Source organism: Rhodanobacter sp. ANJX3 (genome assembly GCF_014200755.1).
In the GTDB taxonomy this organism is placed as follows: Bacteria; Pseudomonadota; Gammaproteobacteria; order Xanthomonadales; family Rhodanobacteraceae; genus Rhodanobacter.
The window spans coordinates 527,730-538,683 of the sequence record NZ_JACHCM010000004.1 but is presented as its reverse complement, the minus strand read 5'-3'; the positions used below and the strand labels follow the sequence as shown (position 1 = coordinate 538,683).

Sequence of the window (10,954 nt, the reverse complement as noted above, 5' to 3'; positions counted from 1 at the left end):
GACGACCTCGGCCTTCCAGGCCGAGGTCCGTCAAAATATCCAAGACTCGCTACCCCGTGAATCGAAAAGCCGCTCCGCTTAAGTGAACAGCATTACGCACAAGGCGGGGTTTTCATGTATTGCCGAAACGGGATCCGCTTATTGGCTGTCAGCAAACCCGATTTTGGTCAGGTTGTAGCTCTTCGCGTCGGCCAGCACCGTGGCAACATACTGGTAGGCCGCAGCGTCATCCGCCGTGATCTGGATTTCCGCCGGATCGGGCTGCTGCGCGATCACCGCCAGCTGCGCCTTCAACCCAAGCTCGTCCACCGGAGAGTCATTCCAGTAGAAGGCACCGCTCTGATCGATCTTCAGCTTGATCGGATCTTTGGGATTGGTCGGCGGCGGTATGTTCTGGTTGGGCTGAGGCAGATCGACCTTGATCTTGAGCGAGAGCACGGGTGCCGTGATCATGAAAATGATCAGCAGCACCAACATCACGTCGACCAGCGGCGTGACGTTGATATCCGCCATCGGGCCGCCACCGCTATTGCTGGAAAATGCCATCGGTCACTGTCCCTTCGTTGGAGCGGTGGTCATGAAGGCAACGTGGACCATGCCCTGGCCTTTCGCATCACTGATGATCTTTTTCACGATCTTGAACTCGGTCGCCTTGTCCGCACGAATCTGCAGTTCGGGCTGAGGCGTCTGCTGGGCTTTCACAGCAAACTGCACCTTGAGCTCTTCCGCCGTGATCGGATGGTCATTGAAGTACAGGCTGCCGTCCTGTTTGACCGCGAGATCCAGCGGCGGCGTCTTGACTTCCTCGTCCTTGCTCTTGGGGTTAGCCTTGGGCAACTCGATCGTGATCGTGTGCGACATCAGCGGCGCGGTGATCATGAAGATGATCAGCAGTACCAACATCACGTCGACCAGCGGCGTGACGTTGATCTCCGACATCGGACCACCGGAATTACCACCTGAGCTCATAGCCATGAGTCAGACCTCACTTCAGGGTCGGTGCGGCGCCTTCGACGCGCGAGCCCGTTGCGAAGAAGTCGTGCAGGTCATGCGCAAATTCATCAAAGCGAGCGTACGTGAGACGGTTGGAGCGGTTGAAGAAGTTGTACGCAAGCACGGCCGGAATAGCGGTGAACAGACCGAACGCGGTCATGATCAGCGACTCACCGACGGGGCCGGCCACGGCGTTCATCGAAGCGTTACCGGAGGCGGCAATACCGATCAGCGCGTGGTAAATACCCCACACCGTACCGAGCAGACCGACGAACGGTGCCGAAGAACCGACGGTTGCCAACATGGTCAAGCCACCTTCCAGACGCAGGCTTTCGCGAGCCACGGCCTGGCGCAGGGCGCGGTCGATGAATTCCGAACGGCTCAGCGACTCGGCAAGACGACCGGAGCCGGTAGAGGACTGCTGGTGATGGGCCACAGCGGACGCAGCGTCAAGAGCGATCTTGGAGAACGGTTCGCCCTTGGGCTGGGCTTCCAGCTCGCGGATCGCATCCTGGGTGGAACCGTTGTTCCAGAACCCGTCGATGACCTTGTCGCGACGCGAGGCCACCATCGAGTTGCGGATCGAGTTGGCGATGATGAAGTACCAAGAGGCAAGCGACATGATCAACAACACGACGAACACGACGAGTCCGACAACGTTTTCGCCATGAACGAAACCGTCGACGAGGTGACCGACACCCATTTGCTTCATGGCATCGGCGGTGGAATTGGCGCCAGCGGCTTGTGCGGCGTCGGATGCTGCAGGAGTCTGTAAGAACATAACGCTACCCTAGGAAGTCAAGCGTGAACTGTAACTGTAATCCAGTGAAATGGACGACAGATGATTAATTACTCGGCCAAGTTGAAGTTGATTGGAACGCGTGCATAGCCTTCCACCTTCTTTCCGTTCTTGACCTCCGGATTGAAGCGCCACTTTTGTACTGCATCCATTGCTGCGCGATCCAGCTCGTGGAAACCGCTGGATTTTTCCACCTTGACGTCTTTCGGTGTGCCGTCCAGGCCCACTAGGATCAGCAACGTCACCGTACCGGTATGGTGCTGGCGAATTGCCTGAGGCGGAAACGTAGGCGCGGGACGGCTGCCGTAGCTCAGATCCGAACCAGCTGCAATGTCAGCCGGTGGTGCCGGAGGAGCGGGCGGCGAAGGCGGCGGAGCTTGCACCGCGTTCTGCGACACCTCTTCGACCGCCGGCGGCGGTGTCGGCGGCGGCGGTGTCGGCGGCGGCTTGACCTGCTGAATGATCTTCGGCGGCGGCTGCTTGGGCGGCTCCGGCGGCGGCGGCGGCGGCGGCGGCGGCGGCGGCGGCGGCTCGATAAAGCTCACCTTGACGATCTTGTCGACCTGCTTGTCTTTCTGCGTTTGCGGGGCCGAAGGCGCCACCATGAACAGAAAGGCGAAAGCATGCAGGCCAATGGCAAAAGCCAATGCCGCCGTGCGCTTCCAGCTGAAGCCTTCGTTCTCGTTGTCTTGTCTACTTGAGGCCATCTTTCACTGTCTGAAGCTGATCAATCGGAAGAGAACGTTGCCGCAGGGCGTGGCCTGAAACCGCCTGATGAATCGACGGAACTCGCCGCTGGGGAGACGCAGGAAAAGGTTTTCAACGGTACAACAGCATCCTGCTTTTGTATAGCTCGACAAGACAGATAAATGGACGTCCATCTGGCCTGCGGAGCATTTGCAGCGACGCTATTTGCCTGCGCCCGCTTTTTTCAACCACGCGTTCGCCTTCTCTGCCGTCTGCGGATCCTGGGCGGCCTGTTTCATCGCGGCAATGGCCCCGGCCTTGTCCTTCAGACCACGATCGCTTTCGGCGAGCAGCATGTATGCCGCGCCTTTCTGCTTCACGCCCTTGTCGATGCCCTGCTGGATCATCGATTTCGCGGCGCTGTATTTCTGCTGCGAAAGAAGAATCTGTCCGCCGCGGATCGCAGCCTCTCCGTCCTTCGCTGTCGGCAACGCCTTGGTGTAGGCATCGACAGCCTTGCTGGTATTGTCGGAGAGCTCGTCAGCCTCTCCCAGCAACAGGTAGTTGTCTGCGCTGGCGGTAACGATGCTCTTGCTCATGCCGTCCTCCAGCACCTGTGCGGACTTCTCGGCATCGGGCTTGGAGTCGGTGCTGCTGGACTGCGCACGAATCAGATAAAGCTTGGCCAAATTCACGTAGTTGGCTTCGGTCTTCAGCGAACCGCTCGCGCGCGCCTTCTCCATCACCTGGATGGCTTCGTCGTTCTTGTTGGCCTGCATCAGCACGGCCACGGTATTGTCCAGCGCGTTGGGATCGTTCGGGTTGGCGGCCAGCGCCTGCTGTGCGACCTGCGCAGCCTGATCGCCCTGTCCGGACTGCGAGTAACTCGCCATCAGAATCTGGTTCCAGGCCGGATCGGGCTTGTCGGTCAGTGACTGCGCTTTCTTGATCGCGGCAATGGCTTCGGGGAACTTGCCGAGGCGGTAATCGATGTTGCCTTCCAGCGCGTAGGAGTTGGCAGTTTCCTTCTTACCTTCGGCACGCCACTTGGTCAGTGTGTCCAGCGCCGGCTGATACTCCTCGTCGGCGACCTGGAACTGCGCCAACATGTATTCGAGCTGGAAATACGTGTCGTTCGGCAGCACGCCATTGGCCAAGGACTGCTGCAGGAGCGCGATGGCCCCCTTCGGGTCGTTGTCGATCTGATACTTGATCGTAGCCAGACCCTGCAGGGCCAGCGCCTGGGCGTATTTGCTCTTGCTGCCGCCGTCGGCGATGGGCTGCAGATACTGCAGCGCCTTGGCTTTGTCATTCGCCGTGACGGCATCAAGACCGGCGTTGAGGTTTTTTTGATCCTTTTCGCTGGTCAGGTCGAGTTTGGGCGCGACGCGGGTCGCGTTGGGGTACTGCACTTCCGGCTTGTCCTTGGACGAACTGTCTTTCGCCAGCACCGGGCTGCTGCTTGCCAGCATCAGCATCAGAGCGGCGCTCGCCAGCGCGGTGAATCCTAGGGCTTGCTTCATGGTGATCCTCGTCGTTCAGTGACTCGCCGCAATGCGCGAGTTGACTTCCGAGGTTAACCCGGGAGTGATGACAATAACAAGCTGCGCTGCCACATTAAATATTCATTAAAATCAGAAACTTGAAACACAGCGTTCGCAGACAGCTGCCGAACGGCGATGCAACCGGTTCTGGCTCCGGAGCGCGATCAAGGCTCAGACGTCGAGGTTGGCAACCTTGAGCGCGTTGGCTTCGATAAAATCGCGCCGCGGTTCGACCGCCTCACCCATCAGCATCGAGAACATCTGATCGGCAGCAATCGCATCCTCTACGCCGACCTGCAGCATGCGGCGGGTTTCCGGGTTGACCGTGGTTTCCCACAGCTGCTCGGGATTCATTTCACCCAGACCTTTGAAGCGCTGGATGCTGCGGCCCTTTTTCGCCTCGTCCAGCAGCCAGTTGCGGGCCTCGACGAAGCTGAGAATGCCGCGCGATGCATTACCTCGACGAACCACCGCATCGGGCTGAATCATCGCCGCCACCTGCTGGCTGATGCTGAGGATGGCACGGAACTCGTTGCTGGCGAAAAACGGCTGCGGCAGGAACCAGGTATGGCTGAGCCCATGCTGCTCACGCACCACTTCGATCGCGGGCGGCTGTTCGCCGGCGGCGGCGCGCAGCGAGAGTTTGTAGCGCGGCTTGCCCAGTCCGCTGGCCGCGAGCCGCTGTTCTGCTTTCGTCAACCAGTCCTGCATGGCTGCCGCATCGTCCCAAAGTGCCGGCTCTAGCGGCGTGTGCTCCAGCAGAGAAATCAGCACAGTGGCGTCGAAGCGATGCGAAAGCTTGGCGATCTGGTCCAGCGCCTGCTGATAGCCGCGCAGCAGCTTTTCCAGAGCCTCGCCGGTAATCGGCGGAGCATCGGGGCTGTAGGTCAAGGAGGCGTTGTCGACGGCACTGGAAATCAGGTAATCGTTCAGCGCGGTATCGTCCTTGATGTACAACTCCTGCTTGCCCTGCTTCACCTTGTACAGCGGCGGCAGGCCGATATAGATGTGGCCGCGTTCGATCAGTTCGGGCATCTGGCGATAGAAAAACGTCAGCAGCAGTGTGCGGATATGCGAGCCGTCGACGTCCGCGTCGGTCATCAGGATGATGCGGTGATAGCGCAGCTTGTCCGGGTTGTATTCGTCCTTGCCAATGCCGGTACCCAGCGCGGTAATCAACGTACCGACCTCGGCCGAGGCCAGCATGCGGTCGAAGCGAGCCTTTTCGACGTTGAGAATCTTGCCCTTCAGCGGCAGCACGGCCTGAGTCTTGCGGTTGCGGCCCTGCTTGGCCGAGCCGCCGGCGGAATCGCCCTCGACCAGGAACAGTTCGCACAGCGCGGGATCCTTTTCCTGACAATCGGCCAGTTTGCCCGGCAGGCCGGCGATGTCCAGCGCGCCCTTGCGGCGGGTCATCTCGCGTGCCTTGCGCGCCGCCTCGCGCGCGCGCGCCGCGTCGACCACCTTGGAGGCGATCGCCTTGGCTTCGTTCGGATGCTCCAGCAGGAACTCGCTCAGCTTTTCGTTGACGACCTGCTCCACCACCGTCTTGACCTCGGACGAAACCAACTTGTCCTTGGTCTGCGACGAGAACTTCGGATCGGGCACCTTGACCGACAGCACGGCAATCATGCCTTCGCGCATATCGTCGCCGGTCGGCGAGACTTTGGCGTTCTTGGCCAGACCCGATTTTTCGATGTAGTTCTGCAGCGAGCGCGTCAACGCAGCGCGGAAACCGGTGAGATGCGTACCGCCGTCGCGCTGCGGAATATTGTTGGTAAAGCAGAACATCGTTTCCTGATACGAGTCGGTCCACTGCATCGCCAGTTCGACGGTGATGCCGTCCTGCTCGGCGCTCAGGCTGATCACGTTCGGATGCAGCGCTGTCTTGAGCTGGGCCAGATGCTGTACGAACGAGCGGATGCCGCCTTCGTAGGCAAACGTATCGGCACGACCGTCGCCGCGCTCGTCCTTCAACTCGATGGTGACGCCGGAGTTGAGGAAGGCCAGCTCACGAAGGCGCTTGGCCAGGATGTCGTAGTGAAACTCTAGATTATTGGTAAACGTGGCCGGGCTGGGCTTGAAACGCACCATGGTGCCGCGCTTGGTCGATGCGCCAACCGACTTCAGCGGGTAAAGCGGTTCTCCGTGCGCGTATTCCTGCTGGTATTCCTCGTCGCCGCGGTAAATCGTCAACCACAGCTTTTCGCTCAGTGCGTTGACCACCGACACGCCCACGCCGTGCAGACCACCAGAGACCTTGTACGAGTTAGCATCGAATTTGCCGCCGGCGTGCAGCACCGTCATGACCACTTCCGCGGTGGATCGGCCCTCTTCGGGATGCGTGTCTACCGGAATGCCGCGGCCGTTATCGATGACGCTGACAGACTCATCCTCGTGGATGGTCACGATGACCGTGTCGCAGTAACCCGCCAACGCTTCGTCGATGGCGTTGTCCACCACTTCGAACACCATGTGATGCAAGCCAGTGCCGTCATCGGTATCACCGATATACATACCTGGACGCTTGCGCACCGCTTCCAGGCCTTTCAACACCTTGATGTTGCTTGAGTCGTAAGTCGGTTCGTTCGTGGTTTCGTCGTTCATTCGATGACCGTTTCCTGGCGCCCATGATCCCCTGTGTCGCGCAGGGATCTGGCAAGAGTTATGCACTAGCGATGGATGCAACCTTTCGATTATAGCAGGCGCGCGACCTGCCCCTGTTCCACGTGGAACACCACTGGGGCAGTCGCACGCAGGACTTCTGGCGTTTCCGTACCTGTGATCAAAACTTGAGCACCCGCGGCCACGAGTTGCGCCACTACCGCTGCCTGATGGCTCTGATCGAGCTCTGAAGCCAGGTCATCGAGGCAGACAACCGGCCATTCGTTGCAACATGCGGCATAGAGTTGCGCCTGAGCCAGAACACAAGCCATCGCGGTGAGCTTTTCCTGACCTCGCGAGAGATGTTCGCGAAGCGGCGCGCGCTCGAACGCTACAGACCAGTCCGCGCGATGAGGACCTGCTGTCGTATGGCCTCGCGCGATATCCCTGCTTCTGTTGCTTTGAAGCAACTGACGCAAATCCTGCTCATCCGACCAACCCCGGCGATAACGCAAATGGGGCTCTCCCAGCTCCGGGAGGAGACCTGCAAGGCTCGCCTCGAGCGCAGGTCGAAGCAAGTCGAGGTAGCGCCGACGAAATTCGTCGATTCGGTTCGCCGTATGGGCTAGCTCAACTTCCCACGGGTCAAACAGATCGTCGGAAACGCTATTTCCCGAGCGGAGCAAACTGTTTCGTTGCTTGAGCGCGCGCTGATAGCGTCGCCACTGGCCAAGAAAATCGTGTTCCACGTGGAACACGCCCCAGTCCAAATACCGCCTCCTTTCATCGGCGGCGCCGGCAATAAGTGCATGCGAACCCGGTTCGAAACACACGACAGCGCACTGCCTGACCAATTGGCCAATGGCCACGTTTTCGCCATCGACCCTCGCTTCCCAGCGCGCGGACTCCCGGCCCAGACCAATACGTATCGTCCGCTCGTCCTGATGAACCAATTCAGCGAACACTGACAACCGACGTGCATCGCGCTGCAGCAGCGCATCCTTGGATCCGCTCCGAAACGAACCGGCATGCGAGAGAAGAAATGCGGCCTCCAGGACGCTGGTCTTGCCGGCTCCGTTGTTCCCCACAAAGAGATTGATCGCTGGGCTCAGTGTCAGATCGGTATCGGAAAGACAGCGTAAACCGCTGATGCGAAGCCGTTCGATCCTCATGCAAACGATCCGCACACACAAGAACGCCGGAATCTCGTACGGAGGTTCCGGCGTTCTCGAGACCGACGACCCATCAGATCGGCAAGCATCGAACAGCGGTCAGAGGCGAAGCGGCATGATGACGTGGCGCGAGTGTTCGTTGTCGTGCTCTTGCACCAGACAGCTGGACTGCGCATCGCGCAGGCTCAATCTGGCCTTATCACCGCGCAGTGCCGCCAGCGCATCGAGCAAATAACCCACATTGAAGCCCACGGCAAGATCGGACACGTGGGTGTCGGCTTCGACCTCCTCCACCGCTTCTTCCTGCTCGGGGTTATGCGCCACGATGCGTAACTTGCCGGGGGAGAGCTCGAGACGAACGCCACGGTATTTTTCGTTCGACAGGATCGCGGCTCGCTGCAATGCGCCGCGCAGAACTTCGCGATCCAGTGTCGCCGACTTGTCGGCACCTAGCGGAATCACCGCTTCGTAATCCGGGAAACGTCCGTCGATCAGCTTTGACGTAAACACCACCCCGCCGCGACGAACGCGCAGATGATTGCGGCCAAACTCCAGTTCCACCTCACCATCGCCGACTTCTAGCAGTCCCACCAGTTCGTTGACGCCTTTGCGTGGGATGATGATCTGCCTGCGCGTGGTGACAGAACTCTGCAACTGAGTTTCTTTCATGGCCAGACGGTGGCCGTCGGTGGCTACGCAGCGCAACGTGTGCTCCTGCAAATCGAGCAGCATGCCGTTCAAGTAATAGCGCACATCCTGATTCGCCATGGCGAAGGAAGTACGCTCCATCAGGTCGCGCAGCACTTCTTCCGGCAAGCTGACTTTTTCCACCAGCTCGATTTCGTCGACCGTGGGAAATTCGCTGGCGGGGAGCGTGGTTAGCGTGAAGCGACTGCGGCCCGCATTGAGCGCCACACGATCCCCGTTGAGCTTCAACTCGATCTTGGCGCCATCAGGCAGCGCTTTGACGATATCGAACAACTTTCGGGCGGGTATGGTGATTTCACCATCGTCCAGTTTTTCTGCTTCCGTGGTGGCGACCATCTCCACTTCAAGATCGGTACCGGTGAAGGACAAGCGTCCATCGGCCACTTTGACAAGTAGGTTGGCCAGAACAGGCAGCGTCTGGCGTCGTTCCACGACTCCTACTACTTGTTGCAGGGGTTTGAGCAGCGCTTCTCGTTGAATGCTGAATTGCATATCTATGCTTTCCTGTAACTGCTGTTCTGTCTTTTAAAAGAAGTTTAGTAGTAGTAGTAGAGGCGGTGGATAACTTTTATTCACATTTTTATCTTTTAAAAACAATAAGTTGAGCGTTTTTCTGACTGTGCTTGTGGCCTGTTCTTTCCTGTGTGTCATATGTGGATAACTGCAAGGCCTAAGTGATCCACCATTTATCCACAGCCCGCCAACCCGCTTATCCTAAGCTTTGCCGCGATATTGCAACAGGCTGAGCTCAGCCGGTCAGTGTGCGAATGAGCTGCTCCCAGTCCTGGCGCATGCGCGCGTCGGTTTCGACAAACTTGCGGATGGTCTTGCAGGCATGCATCACCGTGGTGTGGTCGCGGCCGCCAAATGCCTCGCCGATCTCCGGCAAGCTGTGTTCGGTCAGTTCCTTGGACAGCGTCATGGCCATCTGCCGAGGCCGTGCCAGCGAACGTACGCGCCGCTTGGACAGCAGGTCTTGCAGGCGCACGTTGAAATACTCGGCAGTGATCTTCTGGATATTTGGAATGGTGATCGCCTGCGCGTGTGTCGCCAGCAGGTCGCGCAGAGTCTCCTCGGCGAAATCGGTGGTGATCGGCTTGCCGTAGAAGTTGGCCCGGGCTGCCAGCGTGTTCAACGCGCCCTCCAGATCGCGCACGTTGGAGCGAATTCGTTTCGCCAACAGCATCGCCACGCTTTCATCCACGGCGACACCCTTTTCGTGTGCCTTGGCCAACAGAATCGCAGCGCGCGTCTCGAAGTCCGGCGGTTCGATCGCCACGCTCAGGCCCCAGCCCAGGCGCGATTTCAGCCGCGGCTCGAGCTTGTCCACTTCCTTCGGGTAACGGTCGCAGGTCAGGATGATCTGCTGCTTGGATTCGAACAGCGCATTGAAGGTATGGAAAAACTCTTCCTGCGTGGTGTCCTTGCCGGCGAAGAACTGGATGTCGTCGATCAGCAGCGCATCGACGGAGCGGAAACGCTTCTTGAACTCGTCCATGCTCTTGGCGCGCAGGGCTTCGATCATCGAACCCACAAACTGCTCCGAACGCAGGTAAAGCACCTTGCAGTTCGGGTTGTGCTCACGCATCAGATTGCCCGCCGCATGCATCAGATGGGTTTTACCCAGACCGGTGCCTCCATACAGCAGCAGTGGGTTGTAGGCGCGGCCGGGATTGGTGGCCACCTGCATCGCAGCGGCCTTGCCCAGCTGGTTCGATTTGCCTTCGACGAAGGTTTCGAAGGTGTAATGCGGGTCGAGATTGTGATGGAACGTCGGCGCCGCCGGCTCGGCGGCCTTGGTGCGCGGAGGCGCTACCGGTTTTGCCGCTGCGACAGGTCTTGCCGTATTGGAGCCGACGTCGATGCGCACGGCGATGGCGCGCCCGGCCAGCTGGTTCAGCACTTCGCCGATCAGCGACAGGTAACGCTCTTTCACCGTGTCCAGCGTATAAGAATTGGGCGCGAACAATTGCAGGCCATCCGCTTCGTCGCGCGCCTGCAGCGGCATCAGCCAGGTGTGCAGGTCTTCGGCGCTAACAATGCCTTCCAGACGCTCAAGACAGCGCCGCCACAAATCACTCATGAATAGTTTCAACCACAGACTTTAAGGGCGCTTTCGCGCGTGACGGGCAGGCAAGTCTAGCAGCAGCGTCGGCAGCGTCACCGGCAATTATCCACACGCTTGCCCACAGCCCTGTCCACAGGCCGGTCCCCGCATGATGTCAATCCCATTTGACACTCGAACTACAAACCAGACATACTTTGCGACCTTTTATTAACATTCCCTTCGGAGTACGCCATGAAGCGGACCTTCCAGCCAAGCAAGCTCAAGCGCGCCCGCACGCACGGTTTCCGTGCCCGTATGGCCACGGCCGATGGTCGCAAGATCATCAACGCCCGCCGTGCGAAAGGCCGCAAGCGCCTGATCCCGTAATCGAGCGGTAGAT

General features: G+C 59.2%; 10 protein-coding genes. 1 reads left to right on the top strand and 9 read right to left on the bottom strand.

The annotated features are described in order from the left end of the window. Positions 1–138: 138 nt before the first annotated feature. The 9 genes from HDE76_RS14085 to dnaA all read right to left on the bottom strand — a co-directional run bounded on the left by HDE76_RS14085 (position 139) and on the right by dnaA (position 10,590). Complete coding sequence (locus tag HDE76_RS14085) at positions 139–546, bottom strand: biopolymer transporter ExbD (protein ID WP_179482138.1); 408 nt, start codon at positions 544–546, stop codon at positions 139–141. 3 nt (positions 547–549) lie between these two features. Beyond that, positions 550–975 (bottom strand): biopolymer transporter ExbD, encoded by a 426-nt coding sequence (locus HDE76_RS14080; protein WP_179482136.1) that lies wholly within the window; start codon positions 973–975, stop codon positions 550–552. Between the two features lie 10 nt (positions 976–985). Beyond that, entirely contained in the window at positions 986–1,774 is a 789-nt protein-coding gene (locus tag HDE76_RS14075; RefSeq protein WP_179482135.1) for a MotA/TolQ/ExbB proton channel family protein, read from the bottom strand. Positions 1,775–1,842: 68 nt separating this feature from the next. Next, positions 1,843–2,499, bottom strand: a complete 657-nt coding sequence (locus HDE76_RS14070) for an energy transducer TonB (RefSeq protein WP_179482134.1) — start codon at positions 2,497–2,499, stop codon at positions 1,843–1,845. A gap of 201 nt (positions 2,500–2,700) precedes the next feature. Next, positions 2,701–4,002 carry a tetratricopeptide repeat protein gene (locus HDE76_RS14065; RefSeq protein WP_184508456.1) on the bottom strand — a complete coding sequence of 434 codons (1,302 nt, stop codon included), beginning with the start codon at positions 4,000–4,002 and terminating at the stop codon, positions 2,701–2,703. A gap of 192 nt (positions 4,003–4,194) precedes the next feature. After that, positions 4,195–6,630 carry a DNA topoisomerase (ATP-hydrolyzing) subunit B gene (gyrB, locus tag HDE76_RS14060; RefSeq protein WP_179482132.1) on the bottom strand — a complete coding sequence of 812 codons (2,436 nt, stop codon included), beginning with the start codon at positions 6,628–6,630 and terminating at the stop codon, positions 4,195–4,197. A gap of 89 nt (positions 6,631–6,719) precedes the next feature. Beyond that, positions 6,720–7,799, bottom strand: coding sequence for a DNA replication/repair protein RecF (gene recF, locus HDE76_RS14055; protein ID WP_184508453.1), 1,080 nt, complete (start codon positions 7,797–7,799; stop codon positions 6,720–6,722). A gap of 99 nt (positions 7,800–7,898) precedes the next feature. Beyond that, the gene (gene dnaN / locus HDE76_RS14050; RefSeq protein ID WP_179482129.1) at positions 7,899–8,999 is read right to left on the bottom strand and encodes a DNA polymerase III subunit beta; all 1,101 of its coding nucleotides are present in this window, start codon (positions 8,997–8,999) and stop codon (positions 7,899–7,901) included. Positions 9,000–9,255: 256 nt separating this feature from the next. Next, entirely contained in the window at positions 9,256–10,590 is a 1,335-nt protein-coding gene (dnaA, locus tag HDE76_RS14045) for a chromosomal replication initiator protein DnaA (RefSeq protein ID WP_179482127.1), read from the bottom strand. Positions 10,591–10,806: 216 nt separating this feature from the next. Between dnaA and rpmH the strand changes: the two genes are divergently transcribed. Then, positions 10,807–10,941: a 50S ribosomal protein L34 gene (rpmH, locus tag HDE76_RS14040; RefSeq protein ID WP_007082494.1), complete on the top strand. Its 135-nt coding sequence runs from the start codon at positions 10,807–10,809 to the stop codon at positions 10,939–10,941. Positions 10,942–10,954: the final 13 nt, after the last annotated feature.